At 42.4% G+C, this 16254-nt stretch carries 13 protein-coding genes; 3 read left to right on the top strand and 10 right to left on the bottom strand.

Annotated elements, in window-relative coordinates:
* Nucleotides 1–172 precede the first annotated feature (172 nt).
* The 5 genes from ACHUGF_RS02150 to ACHUGF_RS02130 form a co-directional block, all read right to left on the bottom strand.
* Entirely contained in the window at nucleotides 173–544 is a 372-nt protein-coding gene (locus ACHUGF_RS02150) for an SMI1/KNR4 family protein (RefSeq protein WP_394129123.1), read from the bottom strand.
* A 972-nt stretch (nucleotides 545–1516) separates the two neighbouring features.
* Entirely contained in the window at nucleotides 1517–3712 is a 2196-nt protein-coding gene (locus ACHUGF_RS02145; protein WP_394129122.1) for a hypothetical protein, read from the bottom strand.
* Nucleotides 3709–4302, bottom strand: coding sequence for a GNAT family N-acetyltransferase (locus tag ACHUGF_RS02140; protein ID WP_394129121.1), 594 nt, complete (start codon nucleotides 4300–4302; stop codon nucleotides 3709–3711). The genes ACHUGF_RS02145 and ACHUGF_RS02140 overlap by 4 nt, the downstream gene beginning before the upstream one ends.
* Before the next feature lie 87 nt (nucleotides 4303–4389).
* Nucleotides 4390–5280 (bottom strand): DUF2057 family protein, encoded by an 891-nt coding sequence (locus ACHUGF_RS02135; protein WP_394129120.1) that lies wholly within the window; start codon nucleotides 5278–5280, stop codon nucleotides 4390–4392.
* A gap of 118 nt (nucleotides 5281–5398) precedes the next feature.
* On the bottom strand, nucleotides 5399–6304 hold the full coding sequence (locus ACHUGF_RS02130; protein ID WP_394129119.1) for a pseudouridine synthase family protein: 906 nt from the start codon (nucleotides 6302–6304) through the stop codon (nucleotides 5399–5401).
* Between the two features lie 279 nt (nucleotides 6305–6583).
* Between ACHUGF_RS02130 and lgt the strand changes: the two genes are divergently transcribed.
* Complete coding sequence (lgt, locus tag ACHUGF_RS02125) at nucleotides 6584–7363, top strand: prolipoprotein diacylglyceryl transferase (RefSeq protein WP_394129118.1); 780 nt, start codon at nucleotides 6584–6586, stop codon at nucleotides 7361–7363.
* 81 nt (nucleotides 7364–7444) lie between these two features.
* Here the strand turns inward: lgt and ACHUGF_RS02120 are convergent, their stop codons facing one another.
* On the bottom strand, nucleotides 7445–8182 hold the full coding sequence (locus tag ACHUGF_RS02120) for an oxidative stress defense protein (protein WP_394129117.1): 738 nt from the start codon (nucleotides 8180–8182) through the stop codon (nucleotides 7445–7447).
* A 217-nt stretch (nucleotides 8183–8399) separates the two neighbouring features.
* On the bottom strand, nucleotides 8400–9302 hold the full coding sequence (locus tag ACHUGF_RS02115; protein WP_394129116.1) for a LysR family transcriptional regulator: 903 nt from the start codon (nucleotides 9300–9302) through the stop codon (nucleotides 8400–8402).
* Nucleotides 9303–9389: 87 nt separating this feature from the next.
* On the opposite strand from ACHUGF_RS02115, the gene ACHUGF_RS02110 reads away from it, so the two are divergent.
* On the top strand, nucleotides 9390–10208 hold the full coding sequence (locus tag ACHUGF_RS02110) for a class II aldolase/adducin family protein (RefSeq protein ID WP_394129115.1): 819 nt from the start codon (nucleotides 9390–9392) through the stop codon (nucleotides 10206–10208).
* A 116-nt stretch (nucleotides 10209–10324) separates the two neighbouring features.
* On the top strand, nucleotides 10325–11200 hold the full coding sequence (locus tag ACHUGF_RS02105; RefSeq protein ID WP_394129114.1) for a bile acid:sodium symporter family protein: 876 nt from the start codon (nucleotides 10325–10327) through the stop codon (nucleotides 11198–11200).
* Nucleotides 11201–11248: 48 nt separating this feature from the next.
* Here the strand turns inward: ACHUGF_RS02105 and ACHUGF_RS02100 are convergent, their stop codons facing one another.
* The 3 genes from ACHUGF_RS02100 to ACHUGF_RS02090 form a co-directional block, all read right to left on the bottom strand.
* Nucleotides 11249–12262, bottom strand: a complete 1014-nt coding sequence (locus tag ACHUGF_RS02100) for a 2-dehydropantoate 2-reductase (protein WP_394129113.1) — start codon at nucleotides 12260–12262, stop codon at nucleotides 11249–11251.
* Nucleotides 12262–14430, bottom strand: a complete 2169-nt coding sequence (locus ACHUGF_RS02095; RefSeq protein WP_394129112.1) for a cation:dicarboxylate symporter family transporter — start codon at nucleotides 14428–14430, stop codon at nucleotides 12262–12264. The genes ACHUGF_RS02100 and ACHUGF_RS02095 overlap by 1 nt, the downstream gene beginning before the upstream one ends.
* 68 nt (nucleotides 14431–14498) lie before the next feature.
* Nucleotides 14499–16229 (bottom strand): tetratricopeptide repeat-containing diguanylate cyclase, encoded by a 1731-nt coding sequence (locus ACHUGF_RS02090; protein ID WP_394129111.1) that lies wholly within the window; start codon nucleotides 16227–16229, stop codon nucleotides 14499–14501.
* Between the last annotated feature and the right edge of the window lie 25 nt (nucleotides 16230–16254).

The raw sequence follows: 16254 nt of genomic DNA, 5'->3' as shown, positions 1-16254 counted from the left end.
CGCCGAATGTAGAGCTTCTGTCAGATCCACTGTTGTTGTAGATTACTATTGCTTGACAAAGGGGAGTCCATGTAGCCTTACTAATGGGCGCATAAATGCTTGGCTAAAATTAGCGACGGAGGAGCACAAGCCAAGCGTTATGCGTCCTTTTGAGTAACTTGTTAGTTGTACGTTATTCACCAGTCTCTAAAACCATTTGATTACGCCACATAGTTACATTTGCCCACTTTTCATCTGTAGTTCCATTATGTGACCAAAATACAACTTCACCATTCTGGTTGATACAGTAGTAATCCGAGTTATCTTCGCAGATAGGCAATAATTCTACTGGTAGATCGTAAGATTTTCGTGCACTTTCCAATGCTTCATATATGTCAGCGTAACTAGGAGGGTCAACGATTTCCAATGCTTCTAGTGGGGCATCTCCTAAATCGTATCCAGATTTTATAAACGCCACATATTCTTCAGGGAATTTAAAGCCTAGCTTCTCTTGAGCATCTTCAATTTCAATATCGGATGGTATTTTGATTTCGAATTCTTCCATTTACTCTGGCTCTGATTAAGTTCAACTAACATTTGTATAGTGCGCATGCGCACATAATGGGGTTAACGCGCATGCGCATTAATCCTGAAACTTTGAAATATGCGCACGGTTAACTATTTGTATTTCATTACGTTAACAAAGATTGAGCCAATACACCATCTGGTTAAATGCGCAAAGTGTGAAAACTTGGTGTATTCAAGTTTTCAAAATGAATTAACGTCGTGGCGCTTCGCCCACACCTGACCAAGAGGGGATCAACAGCAATCCCCTCTTGGATCTCCCTTGCCGTTCCCGCGAAGTGCTAATCCTCATGCTACAGAGTGAATTCACTAGCGCCTCATAATCGCCATCCATGGCTCATCTGAGGCTATGTCGGCGTCCTGCCTCCATCACGTGAATTAACTCAACGCATTCGGGCACTTCCAAGGGAATCTGTTGAACCTGCAGGCGCATTTGATCTGTCCTGATGCTTATTTGAAGGTTCTAATTGATTTGAGTGTGTAGAGAAAATGACGTGAGGCTGATATGGCTTTTCAAATAGCAAACTCAAACGATCTTCAAAACCAAACCTAGTTTGCTAATACAAATGCACCTGCAGGCTATTTCTCTCCGTTTGAAGTGTCCTGAAACAATAAGAAATTTTGCGTGAGCTCGACATGGATGTCGAGATAGCCTCAGATGAGCCATGGTCGCTCTTTGGCATCCATGCCACCGCGACATTCGTATATCCATTTACATCAGATGGCGATTATGAGGCGTTAGCAAAATTACTTAAATTGTTGAGGGATTAACACTTCAATGGAGTGCTGAGGGATTACTTTTTGTCAATAAGTAGGGGGAGGCAAGCGCTTCCTCCCTTGACTCGGGTGTGGGTTGAAAACCCACGACTTTGATGTTTATTACCAGTAGGCCAAACAGAGTTTGCTGAACAAACAAAATTTGCAAAATAAACCGACTTAACCTGAGCTGAGGTTACTTAGTTTCATTCTTATTGATTAATAAGATAATCAACATGATACCAAAGAAAGTCACAATGCTAACTTGTAGTTCGCCCGAGATATTAATCCCCATATTACTGCCGTTAAGAATATCAAAGATATCTTTCAATGCACCGACAGAAATCAGTGCCATTGAGCCGGATAATATGCGGGTAAAGCGTTTTGAGTTTCGGGTTTGTAACTGCTCATAAATACGGGCAGTTTCCGTAATAATTTCTTCTTGGCGATATTGGATTTTATTAAGTGTATCTTGGGTTCGTATGTGTAAGTTCTCAAAATCCATCTGCTGAAAGACTTTTTTGACCATGCTGCTGTGATCAGGGAAAGTCATCATACTGCCCGCGTTAATCAAATCTAATAGCCAGTGTGCGTCATTGGTAAACTGGCGTAAGCATTCTTTCTCTGTTTCCAGTTTCTGCACATGTCCGCGCAGCACTTTGGCAGAAATGTTCTTCTGTTTTAGGGCGGGCACCGCTTGATTGAGGCTTTGAGTTAATTGCTGGCTTAATAAGGTGTTCGTCAGGTGGAACATGTTAGTAATCGCGGCGGCGACATCCATCATTTCTGATGATTGTTCCAGTACCCAATTAGGTTGCTCTAATAAGCCCAGTACACATTCATGGCGATTGGTATATACAAACTCATCGTGGTTATAACAATCCTTATTGATATTGTGCTCTTCTGACGTGACCGTGCGTAAACACCAGTCATCCACAGCACTGCGAAGTTCCCTTTGTGGCAGCACTAGTGCAGGGTAAGCAAAGTGTTGTTTTAACGCTCTGGCACCAATACCAACCGTTTGACCATTGTTTTTTTCCACCATTCTGTCTAACCGTGTAGACACGTAACGATTTTCAATGGAGTTGAATGTGAGCAGGTGCTTAACTGATTTTTCAAAGTGGTCAAAATTGTGATTCAGTGTCTCGGCCAGTTCAGTAAATCGCTCTTCAGCAAATTCTTCAAATAACCCGACTTTTTCACCATTCCAACTCATTTGTTGGTCCATGGCAAAAGGGGTACCTAGTGACATTGCATGACGTACACCGCTGGCACTGACATCATCCAATTGCGCTTTGAGATTGAGTGCAAATATGCCCATCGGGTAATAGATTAATTCAACATCAAACTCGAGTTGCTTGCCTATGTTGTCTCTATCTCGAAACGGCATGTCTAAACTGGGCAGTTGCCATGAATAAATATCTTCAAAATCTTTGGCAATGCCAGCCCAAATATCGTTAAGCATGTTGCGCTGAGGCAAGTCACAACCCCATTGGCACAAATGTAATGGGTCTTCTGCGGGTCTGTCTTTGACCAGTTTCGCTAACGCTTGGCGTAATTCACGGGTCACAATATGGTTGACGCTGGCAAAGTACGAGATGCTAATCGCGCCGCGTTCAACAAATAGTTCACCTGAACCTTGAGGGCGGTTTTCACTGAAAAATGCCAATGGTGGCCACAGCGATTCCAAGTCGGTAGACATGATATATTTGTCGTCTGCGGTGAGCGCATCAACGGCTTGGTCAAATGTGGCTTTGTTATTGTTCATTTGCTGTTTTAGCGTGACCGGGTCTTCCCAGCGAATGCGATACAGCTCTGCAACGATGGCAACACCGCGCATAAAGTGGCGGTATGCATTGAATTCTGTCAGCAAATACTTTGAGTACAATTGGCACTCAATGCCATTAAGGTCATTACTAACAGCCGCTACGCTGGCCAAATGCACTTCAATGTTTTCTGCTGCAGCTGCCATCAACCAATCTTGGCTAGTGTAAATGCCACGGTCGATGGTACAAATATCAATCTGAATGGCGGCAAACTTTTGTAAGGTGGTATTGAGCGCCGAAAATGGCATGGCTTCCAGAGCTGTGATACCTGAACGAACTAGGGTTTCTGCTTTGGAATACCAGTTACTTTCTTCTACTAAATGGCGGGCTAAACTGTAGCTTGCACAAAAAAGCAGTAGCTTATCTTTTTCAGCTAATGACTCACATTGACGCGGTTTGATTTTTGGGTCGCTTTCTAGCTGGTCAATCAAGGCAATAACAGGTGAGTTGTCTAATTGCGCTTGGGTTTTTGCCCAGTGGAAGCCTTGCTCAAAGTCTTCTGATTGAATGTAACCAAACAATGTCTCTAATATCGATTGCTGCTCTATATCGTTATCAAAAGTCATACTTCATCCTTGGAACGAATTGTTTCTAGTTGTTGTTTTAGTCGTGGGTCTTCCATGCTCAGGTAGTAGCTGTGATTGAAGATATGCGCGACGATTTGGCAAAGTTGCTCAGCATTTGGCAAAGCGGCATTGGGTTTAGTGTGGTACATCAATGCCATTGGCGTCGCATGTTCATCATCGTAGTGGGGCGACAAATACTCAAAATCAAAGGTGGTAAAACCAAGCCTTTTATAAAACTGTTCCGGCCCTGATTCAGCCTCAACTAACAGCCAAGTAAACTCGGGGTGTGGGTCAAAAAAGTCAAATAATTCATCACATAAGCGTTTACCAAGACCTTGACCTTGGTGTGATGGTGCAATGAACAGGTAACCAAGCATGGCAAAAGACAATTGTGGGTACATTTCGGTCAATGACATACCCAGTACTTGATCACCTTGGCAAATAACAATGGCACGAGAGCGTCCCGCATTGACCGCTTGAGCGATGTCTTGCTCTGACTCCCTTTCCCATTGCGGAAAGACGTCTTGATAGATGGCCATTGCACTTTGCCACAACGGGCCGCTAGCATGGCTAAGCTGTTGGATTTGCATTCAAGCTCAATTATTGATGTTTCTTACAAAAATCATATCAAAACAGTACCCTGCATGACTATACATGGGGGTTGATATCACTGGCATTTATTGATTTATTTTTTGCTTAAATTTGGCTTTTGTTTCTGGTGTGGCTTTTTGATACCAATAATCCAGCATTTGCATAATCTCAGCTTGATCTTGTTCTATGGTTTTCACCTGAGTTGCGGTTACTGCTGCCGTTTCTGCTACTGGTACTGCAGTGGCATTTACTGAGCGTTGACTGGCATGACTCACTGCTGACTGTGTTGTGGGTGTTGCTGCATTTGCTTTGTTTTGGTTAGACGCACCTTGCGGAGTCGTCACGCTAGATAAGCTTGCCGTCGCCACTAAATTAACATCGGTGACGAGTGCTTTAACGGCTGATTCTGCATTGGACTGGTTAAACTCTAGTAGCTCTTGTTGGTAGTCACGCCCAAACTGCAATCCGGATTTACGCATTGGTGCCAGTTTATAATCAACTTCGTCACCTTGGCTGTTAGTGAAGCTCAATTGCGGTTGTTGATTAAAGTTTCTAGCATCTCTCGCAGAGCGGATATCTGGTAGTTGTAAACGATATTGCTCGTGAGGGCTGTTAGCGCTGTTTTCGCTTTCAGCATCCGAATTAAAAGTCAGTACAATCACATCTGAATTGAACTGTTTACGATTGCTACGTTCGGTATATGAGGTGCGGTAATTAAATGCCAACTGGATAAGGTTATTTTGACCTATGCCCTGCGGCAAGGTTGCAGGTGAGTCAACATCGACTTCAATGCCGTTAATGGCAATCAATGTGACTTCTTCATCATAAACAAGCTCTGCCGCATTCACACTTATATTGACGAATAAGCCGATGAATAAACCAAGGCTTATACTGAGCCAGCGAGCGCCTTTTGATGTTGCAGCCTGCTTGCCACTGGCAAGGGTAAATGAGTACTGATGAGTGTTTAGTTGATGCATAACAACCTCTAGATTTGTTTTATTGACTACAAGATTAGCAGGCGATGAATAAAGCGAATACTCATTATGATGCCAAAGGCGAAAAATTCATTCGAATAATTGATTTTATTCAGGAAGTTTACCGCTGTGTGACAAATTTGGGCCGCAATGCTTCAGGTAATTCAAATTGTTTTAACTGATGACTTACAGGGCAAGTAAAGCTTAACAAGCAGGATGTCAGTTGTAAGTTAGGGCTGGTTTCATTGCCATTACCATGCAGTCTATCTCCCACAACGGGATGGCCTAAGCTGGCCATATGGATGCGAATTTGATGTTTGCGGCCAGTATCAATTTTCACCGATACTTTAGATTGATTAAGCGTGGGGTGATACTCAAGTAAACTTGCATGGGATAAAGCTTTTTTGCCATCAACATCTGAGTTTATCGTTTGCAGCCCTTCAGGAAACTTACCTTCAACAATGACCTCATAGGCTTTGTTGATTTGGCGCTGCTCAAATGATTTGGCGATGGCTGCTGTGGTCTTTTTGTTATGACCCAATACAATTAGCCCTGTAGCAGCACGGTCCAAACGGTGAATCAAATACGCACTGCGCTGTGGTTGAATGTGCAAACTCACATAGCGGTCAATGGTGGTATGATCGCTCCACTTAGAACCCTGACAACGCATGCCATAAGGCTTGTACCACACACTGTAATCCGTTTCATCAAACAGCAATTTCGCATCAGGCACTTGTTCGTGCAAGATGTGCTGCTGATAATACAGGTGTAATTCATCTCCAGCCGCGATGGCCTTTTTAGCGCGTCTTAAACGACTCGTTTGTTTGCCGTGGCTATGCCATACCGCCCCTAATTGCATGCACTTTTTAATGACCTGTTTTGATAAGCCAGATGCATCGGCTAACAACTGTGCAGGATCGGCGCTCGGGTATTTTATTGGCAAATGCAGCTCAATCTTTTGTTGCTGATCGGTCGAAGCAGCTAACGAATGAACAGGGATTGATGGCTGGACAGGTTTTGAACTCATAACGGCTGATCATTTCACAGTCTAATTTATCGAGTGTGTTAGTTTACGCTATTTATTTGCTGATGTTCAGCAATTAGCCCACAAGTTTGAGTGAACATAGCTAAGAATGAAGTGACCGCTTATATCGCATTCTATGTGTGCTCACAGTGTAAGGCGCTATACAATCTACTGACATTAAGCAAATGCACAGCATTGCGAACCATCGCTCGATAATTCAGTCATATAGGGATATGATTGCACAGTTTGATATTACATAGCTTATTTTTGCGGAGCAGCACATTGGAACATTTTGTTTGGAACCTCGACCCAGTATTAATAGAAATGTTTGGCCTGAAAGTACATTGGTATGGTGCTTTATTTGCGGCAGCGATTGCTGCAGGCTTTCAAGTAATGAAGCGCATTTATACCAAAGAAGGTTTGCCAGTAGAGTCTTTAGATAATTTGCTGATTTATTGTGTTATCGGCATTGTTGTCGGTGCGCGTTTAGCCCACTGCTTGTTTTATGACCCTGATTTTTATTTATCAAATCCCATGAAGATTTTGGCCATTTGGGAAGGGGGGCTAGCCAGCCATGGTGGTGGCTTAGGGGCAATTATTGCCTTGTTTTATTACCATAAACAGATGAAATTACCGTTTTTATTTTTGCTAGATAGATTGGCTATCGCCACGGCTATTTTCGGTTTCTTTGTGAGAATGGCAAACTTTGCCAATTCAGAAATTTTAGGTGAACCGACAGATAAACCTTGGGGAATTATCTTCTCACGTGTTGATTTACTGCCGCGCCATCCCGCCCAATTGTATGAAGCCATAGCTTATCTGCTGACGTTTGTGTGTTTGTATTTGATCCACAAACATACGCAACTTAAGCAAAAACATGGTGCCATATTTGGCTTGTTCTTGGTGATGATTTTCAGTGCGCGTTGGGCGATTGAATCAGTAAAAGTAAGCCAAACTGCGTATCAAGAACAGTTTGTCACTGCAGGCCAAGCATTAAGTATTCCATTTTTAATCGTGGGTTTTGTATTGCTTGCTAGCGCGTTTATATCTAAAAAAGATTAAACCTATCAATGCTAGAACATTAAAAACCGTGTCAATTGACACGGTTTTTTGTTGTTAAGGTTTCAAAAGAATATGTTGGGTTTATTCAGCCAGTCTAAATACCACTTCAACCCTATCTGTAATCACAATTTCATCTTGTTGATAGCTTTGTGACACACCATCAGCCATGGCTTCTATTGCTCTTGCTTGATACTGCACACCTTTCACTGTGTAGTCTTGATAGCGCACTAACCAAACCCCTTTCACTTTGGTGTCAAAGCCTTGGGCTAGACTGTTTGCTTTGTCTTTGGCGTTGCTGATAGCCAGTGCACGCGCTTGTTGTTTGATTTCAGCTTCTTTTGAGCTTTTTAATTCAATGCGATTAATGTTATTGATGCCTTGGGCTAGGGCTGAATCTAAAATGTCATTCAATTGCGCTAACTCAACGACGGTCACAGTCACTTGGCGAGAAGCTTGGTAGCCAATTAACTGCCTAGGTTTGTTTTTTTCATAATGGTATTGCGGCCTTAAATTGATATTGGCACTGTTAATGTGTTTGCTGCCCACGCCCGCTTCATTCAATCGAGCAATAAAATCTGCAACGGCGCTATCAGATTGTTGTTTTGCAGCCTTGGCTGTTTCAGCCTCAATGGTCACCGCAACGTACACTTCAGCCATGTCGGCCTCGGCGTGTACTTCACTATAACCTTGGGTTTCAATGCTCGGAAAATCACGTTCGGCCGCAATTGCTTGAGTCGCAATTACGCTGGTGCTTAACAGTACTGCTGCGGTTAATGCATAAACAGGTTTAAGGTATTTGTTGATAGAAAAAGCGGTCATATTGGCTCCAAATTCACTTTCAAGTGTGAGTGCTAGTGGTGTCGATTAATGATGTAAACGCAGCCAAAACAAAAAAGGGTTAAACAAATTAAAAAAATTTTTAAACGGATATAAACCCAGCAGGAGAATTGGGCACTGAGTAAAGCATACAGCGCTACAGGCAAATGAAGGTGCTTGGGCTTAATAGAGGGCTTAACAGTGGACTTAACAATAAGCGCTAAAGCTTGGCAGCGAGATCGATGAACTTATTTCGCAGCCATAAATTAACCGGGTCTTGATCTGCATGTTGATGCCAATACATGTGCACTGGCAGAGGTGGCACCTCAAAGGGCAGTGGTGACACTACAATGGGCATTTTATCTTTTAGCAGCTGCGCATAGGTATTGGGCATGGTCATAATCATATCGCAGCGGCAAATCACACTCATGGCAGCAAAGTAATGTTCACAGCGAAAGGCGATATTACGACTCACACCCAATTTAGCTAACGCCATATCGACCGCATCAACTGAGAAGCCTTTTAAGCTGACTAACGCATGTTGTGCATTTTGATAACTGTCTAATGTTAGCTGCTGCAATATGGGGTGGCCTTGTCGGCAGATTAATGAAAATGGTTCATTACGAATTAGGGTGCTGCGAATATCTTTGTGGGTCGGCATTAGCACGTCAATCACAATATCTAATTGGCCTTGCGACAGAGCAGGTTGCAGTTCATCACGCAGAATTTGGCGACTACTTAAAGTGATATTCGGCGTATGGGTTTGCAGATCGGTTACTAGCTCAGGGAAAAATAACGATTCTAAAATGTCACGCAATCCCAGATTAAATTGCCTTGGGTATTTACCGATATCAAAACTGGGTTTGCTATCAAGGCTTGATTGCAGTAGCTGCAGGGCTTGTTGCACATCAGGTAGCAGGCTCTGGCATAGCGGCGTCGGCAGCATTTTACGACCATGGCGTACAAATAATGGGTCGTTAAACTTACTTCTTAAGCGTGTTAATGCATGACTAACCGCGGGTTGAGTTAAATGCAGTTTCTGAGCAGCTGCGGTGATGGTTCCTTGTTCGTGTATGGTGCTGAGGATGAGAAACAGGTTTAAATCAATCTTACTATGCAGCATATTTATAGTTAACTATGATTTTGTATCATTTGTGTTAATTCTATCCTTGGTTAAGTTATTGTCAACGTCTAACAAAAAGAGTCGAGAATGATGACCTTATCTGCACCAAGTATTTCTGAAACCGTAAAACAAATGACCCGTGGCAGTGAGCGCTTTACTGTACCTACACCGCCGCAATTTGATGACAATCAGGCACAAAGGCAATATGAGAAGCAACGCTTAGCAGCTGCATTTCGTGTATTTGCTCACTATGGCTTTGATGAAGGGTTAGCTGGGCATATTACTCAACGGGATTGTATTGAGCCTGACACCTTTTGGGTTAATCCATTAGCGATTCACTTTTCACAGATAAAAGCCTCAGATTTAGTACGTGTTGATCATCAAGGCAACATTGTTGAAGGTCATCATCCTATTAATAATGCAGCATTTGCAATCCACTCTCGCATACATCATGCAAGGCCTGACGTGAATGCTGTGGCACATGCTCACACGACTTTTGGTCGCGCTTTTTCGGCATTGGGTCAAACTTTACAGCCGATATCGCAAGATGCATGTATGTTCTATCAAAACCACAGCGTATTCGATACTTTCACCGGTGTGGTAGCCGAGTTGTCAGAAGGGGATATGATTGCTGATGCACTGCAAGGTAATATGGCGGTGATTTTACAAAATCACGGTTTATTAACCGTTGGTACAAGTGTTGATGCTGCAGCAGCCAATTTTGTCATGCTAGATAGTTGCTGTCATAGTCAGTTAATCGCACAAAGTGCAGGTGAGTTAAATGTCATAAGCCATGAAGTGGCCATGCAAACCCGCGCAATGAATGCCAATGAACTGGTAACTTGGGGTAACTTCCAGCCTATGTATCAGTTAATGGTTGCCAAAGATGACAGCTTCTTAAGTTAAGCATGAAGCTGAAAATAACACGCCATTGGATTTTGGCTTTCGGCTTTCGGCTTTTGTTTTGGAAAGTGGAAAGTGGAAAGTGTTGCAAAAAATCTTAAATATGCAAGGAGGTTAGCATGAGCAGCTCAATATTAACCGACTTACTGTTACCGTTATCCTTAGCCATCATTATGTTTGGTATGGGGCTGACGTTGACGCATCTAGACTTTACTCGGTTGTGGCAAACACCTAAGCCAATATTAATCGGTATGTTGGGGCAGTTATTACTTCTGCCTTTAATCGCGTTCGCTTTAGCTGTAGGCCTGTCATTACCTGTTGAAGTGGCAATCGGCTTGCTAATATTGGCTGCTTGTCCTGGTGGTACTATGTCGAACTTAGTCAGCCATTTGGTTAAGGCCAACCTTGCGTTATCTATCTCATTAACGGCTATATCCAGCGCGATTTGTGTGTTCACCGCGCCGTTAATTATTCAATTTGCTGTGTATTATTTTGCTGGGCAGCAAGCCGCTGAGTTTTCATTATTATCTGTGTCACTGGGCTTATTGTTGCTAACGTTAATCCCTATTTTGGTGGGGATGTTGGTGAGGCGATATGCCAGAGAATGGGCTATCCGAGTAGAAGTATGGTTTAGACGGTTTGCTTTGATCATGATGCTATTTTTGATTATTGGTTTGGTGTATCAAGAATGGCACACATTGCAACAACACTTCATGAGTCTATTTGGTGTGTGCATATTATTAAATGGCCTTGCGATAACAGTGGGTTGGGGCTTAGCTAAAGCAAATGGTTTAACCATACAAGATGGTTTTACCTTAGCCATTGAAGTTGGGCTGCAAAACTCAACCATGGCGATGTTAATTTCCATTAGTTTATTGCAGATGCCCAGTTATGCTATCTCTGCAGGGATCTACAGCATTGCAATGTACGTTGGGGTATTAGGCTTGATCACCTTCAATAAGGTGATGAATAAATCACAGGCTGTAGTGAATTGAGCTGAGTGAATTTCAGTTAAACTCAATCAATAAAGATAGATTAAGACTTCATTTGCCAATCACGGCAAACAACTGCTGCATATTCACTTGCTCACCTGCTTCTAGTTGATAAATCGCCTGACAAATGGCCTGATTCACGGGCGCACTGATGTTGTTTTCTTCTGCCAGCCTGACAATGGCACCATTGATAAATTCGATTTCAGTTTTGCGTTTATCTTGGATGTCTTGCCACATGGATGAGCGTGCCGTGGGATCGATATCGAGCATTTGCTTGGCAAGGCGGCTAAATAACCAGTCTGGTAGGCGTAATATTCTTGGTAAGTACTGAGGTTTGACCTTGGTTAACTGCGCCATTGGTCGTTCTAAATGCTGGCATAGTAACAGCCACTCTTGCATCGCTGCTGCTAATAACTGCCGATAAGGACGCTGGCTTAGCTGGGTTTTTAAGGGTAAATCACAAATAGCATTGAGCGCATTATTGATGTTAAGCAGTAATTTACCGTTAATAATGGCATCGATATCTTGGGTTAATTCACAAAAATGATGGTGTTGATTAACCTGTACAAGCAGCTTTTTTAAGGCGGGGGCATCTGGCAGAATAAACTTACCTTGGGTAGCTTGATGATAATGGCCATGATCTTTTTGAATAACATTAAATGGGGTGATGCCGTAAAAGCAGTGTCTTGGGTATAAATGTTCAATGAGCTGTAGTGCACTGTCTAAGCCATTTTGCATGAAGATAATACTGCTGTTGTGATGAGTTATTTTTCGTAAGTCATCTTGTAAATCTTGTAATTGATGGCACTTGAGTGTGACAAACACAATATCAAAATAATGATCAGTTTGACTCACCTGAGTCAGCATCTTCGGTGTCGACACCTGATAGTCATTGCCATCATAGTGACTGATTTTAAGCCCGTGGTTTTGTTCTATTTGTGCTTTGATACGTTGGCGGCATATCAAGGTAACATCGAGTTGCGCCGATAAAAGTTGGGTAGCCAGATAACATCCTGTCGCACCTGCACCATAAATGGCGATGGTGGGCGAATGAGAATGTGGCATTAGTCTACCCATCCCAATACATCACGGATGATTGACCAGCGTGGTTGAGGTTCACTAGCACCAATCCCCATCATCCAGTAATCAAAAAATTGTTGCTGGTGGCCATCCACTTTTCTCAACTTTTGCCAGTTGTTGACATAGTTAAGCAAGGTTTGGTTATGCTGAGCGACAGCATAGGCAACCGGATATTGCATTTTAGTTTCCAGTAAGCTGATGCCATAACCAGGGAAGAATAAGGTCCAAGCTGAGCCGGCCTCTGCGCTGATGATAAGGCCATGGTATTTATCGCCTTTCTGTTTGAAAAACTGACGATAACTGTCAATTTTTACAAATTTAATTTGTGGTAACTGCGCTTGTGCTTCTTTCACTCGGCGGTCGTGTTCAATGTAAGCTAATGTGATTTCACCCATGGCTAGAATCGATTCAGTCGAACTGAATTGTTTCACTAAATGATCTTTCGCTGCAATCGCTAAATTGAGCTTCAACACCGGATCAACGTAGCTGAGTTTGTCCATTTGATCTATATCCATCGCTAAACCTGACATGGCAATATCGAAATGCCCCATTGCTAATAGTGTAGTCAAATCTGGCTTTTTAAAGGGAATAAACTCAACCTCAACTTGTAAATCTTCAGCTAATTGGGTTGCCATTGCGGTGTCAAAACCCACTAATTCTCCGGTATTATTGTAATAGCTAAAGGGCACATTACTTGGGATATAGCCGACACGTAAAATGCCTCTTTCACGAATAGTCGTCACATCTGCAATGGCTTTGGGGCTAATTAACCTGATATCGGCAAGGCGTTTATTAACCTTGGTGGGCACTTTATCGGCCACATGCATATTGGCGATGACCGTACTGGTTATTTCAGGGTTTTGTATAAATACCCCCATCGCAATACGGCACACAACCAAAGTGCCAACAATGCTAATGGCGCTTCCACTGGCCAGTTTGATTAACCGAGCTGGGGTTAGTTTAAGGGATTGTTGAAATAAGCAAGCGGTGAGCAAGGTGAGAATGAATAAATTCATCACCGCGGCAATGGAGTTGAATTTACCCGTGATAAAGCCCGACATCACAAACAGCTGGAACAAATCGGCGGGTAAATGCACTAGGTCTAGCATAAATGGCACCGCCACATACACGCTGCCAAATAATGCTAATACACCACTAATTGACACGGATATTATCTCATCAATGCCCAGTGGTGTGCCGTTAAACCAACCCGCAAAGTAGACGAACATTATGACGGTCAATTTGCCTATGTTGGGGAAGGTGAAAGCAATGGGCACAAGAATTTCAATCAAGGTTTCTGTGTCATCCGTTAAATGATCACTCTCGCGCATCACTTTTTTACATTCATCGACAATCACAGGTAGCACAATAAAGATATTACCAGTGGCAAATGCGGTCACTAAACTGGCTTTACTTATCTGCCATGTTTGTTTGTAACTAATGGGGGTTAATGAGGCCACAATCCAAGGGAGGACGACAAATGTCAGCAGTAAGCACAGTACGAAATAGCTAATTAAAAACACCTGCATACTGGCAAACTCGTCTACTCCCATGGTGCCAGCGGCCGACGCTGACATGGCAAAAATACCAATGGGCAGCACTTTCACCATACCTTGGGTAATGCGGCCAAAAATGTCGCCGCATGTATGCATGATGCTTAAAAACTGATTTTTGTTATCTCCGCCCATGCCAATAAGCGCAAGGCCCATAGCCATACTGAATACCACCATGGCAGGCACATAGCCCATAGCCATAGAAGCAAATGGATTAGAGGGAATATACAGCTTGAAGTAATTAATTGGCTCAGTGGGTTCAATGATGCTGGTACTAAAAAATGATGCAGATTCAATAAAGGGGAAGGTGAGTGGCATCAACGCCACCACAAATAGACCAACAGCCCAAAGCAGTAACATCACCACACCAGCTCGACTGAAAATGAGCTTCGCAGTATCAAGTTGCAGCTTACCAATACCGCCAATCAAAGACACCATAATAAAAGGCAATACCGTCATCTGCATTAACAAGATAACGCCATTGCCTATACTACTGAGCCAACCTACCGATTCACCAAAAAATATGCCTACGCCAAAACCGATAAACATGGCGACAATCATTTGAGTTGAGCTGGTCATAGCCAGTAGTTTTTTTATCATATTCTTATCCTACTTGGGCAATACTTATTGTAACCCTTTAAGGGCTACGAATTTGCCGATAAGTTAAGTTAGCTAGAAGCTAAGCAGACCTTATTTCTTCCTGATGATTTCGCTGCATACATAGCGGCGTCGGCATCGGCAATTAACCTTTCTAAGCTTGAGCCTGATGTGGTGAAATCACTGACGCCAAAACTACCACTAATAGTAAATTCATAACCTGACCCTTGAGTATCTATTTCCGTTAATTGCTGTCGATAGGTTTCTGCAATGGCAGCTGCATCTTCTAGATTACAATTTGGTAAAAATAAACAGAACTCTTCACCACCGATCCGGGCAAAAATATCGTTATCACGTACTATGGCTTTGCATTGTTTCGCGACATTCTTTAGTACCCAGTCGCCAGTTTCATGGCCATAAGTATCATTGATAGATTTAAATTTATCGAGGTCGAATAATATACAGCTACCTACTTGTCGCTGATTATCACATTTTTTAATGGCTAAATTGGCTTGTTGAGTAAAGTGTCTACGATTAAATAAACCGGTTAAACCATCATTTTGCGCCAGTGTACGTAGTTTTTTCTGGGTGGTATTAGCCCTAAAAATCATCAGTAACAGTACCGATACAGATACCGCCAACAACGTGATAAATAGACGATTATTCTCAGCCTCAACGCTGGTGATTTTTTGTTTCAAAATGAGTAAGTTATTTTGTTGTTGCAGCAGGGCGATACTGTTTTCCTGCTCGGCAGCGCGGTGCTGTGCTAACTGGAATGCCAAATGTTTGGTTTTTATATCGTCTAAATAGGCTTTATCAGCTTCAGCGTATTGTTTGTAATATTTCAGAGCATTGACGGTATCACCATTTTGCTCGGCTAAGTTATAGAGCACTTGATTGGCTATCACTTCGGGTTCCGAACTGCCTAAGGTTGCTGCCAGAGATAAGGTTTTTTCAGCGCTGGTTTGAGCCTCAAGATGGTTACCCATTGCCAAATGAGACTGTGATAATAAGCTATAAAAGTAGGCTAGATATGGAGGGTACTTTGTTGAATCAACCATCTGCTGGTGAGTTTCAAGTAACGTTAACGCGGCTTGATATTGGTTGTTGCTGATTAATTGTGCCGCTTCAATTGTATAAATAGCAGCTAATGCAACTGGCTCTTGTGCTTGTTCGCAGGCTAAAACAGTTTGATTATGCTGAGAGTTATTAATTTCTAATTTGCCAAGCTTAAACTTGGCTTCAGCAGTTAACATCAGTGCCATACAGTAAGGGCGCCCTGATTGAGTAACTTTCGTTACTTTCTCTGCATAGTTTAGTCCCAATTCATATTGGCCCATCTGATTGTAAAACAGACTATTTGTCATGTTTATGTGTGTCAGTAAATCCAAGTTGTTAATATTGGGTATAGCTTTCTGGGCATTTAATAAATGTTCTAACCCATTATTCCAGTCCTTTGAAATTGCGTAAATATTTACTAATGACATATTTGCACGAAGTTGAATTTCTGCAGGAATGTCCTCTCCATCTGCTAATTCTTTATATAATTGTATTGCACTAGCAAAATCTCCAATGAAGGACTTTTGGTAGGCAAGTAAGTACTGGTAATAGTTATGTTGTTGTGGAGAAAAAGAAGGCTTTTGACTACCTAGTTCAAATAGAATTTCTTGGAATGTGGCTGGATTGCTGCTGCGGATATCATCGGCACGTTTAAGCAGCTGATCAATATGGTCTGCATTCAACGTAAATGAAAAAAAGAGTGCGAAGGTAAGTGAGATACCTTTAATCCATTTTCGTACCATGTATAAATTTACCTTCGACTACTTA

This window comes from Shewanella maritima (assembly GCF_043643735.1).
GTDB lineage: Bacteria > Pseudomonadota > Gammaproteobacteria > Enterobacterales > Shewanellaceae > Shewanella > Shewanella maritima_A.
The sequence above is the reverse complement of the archived record's forward strand: the minus strand, read 5'-3'. Positions and strand labels throughout refer to the sequence as shown.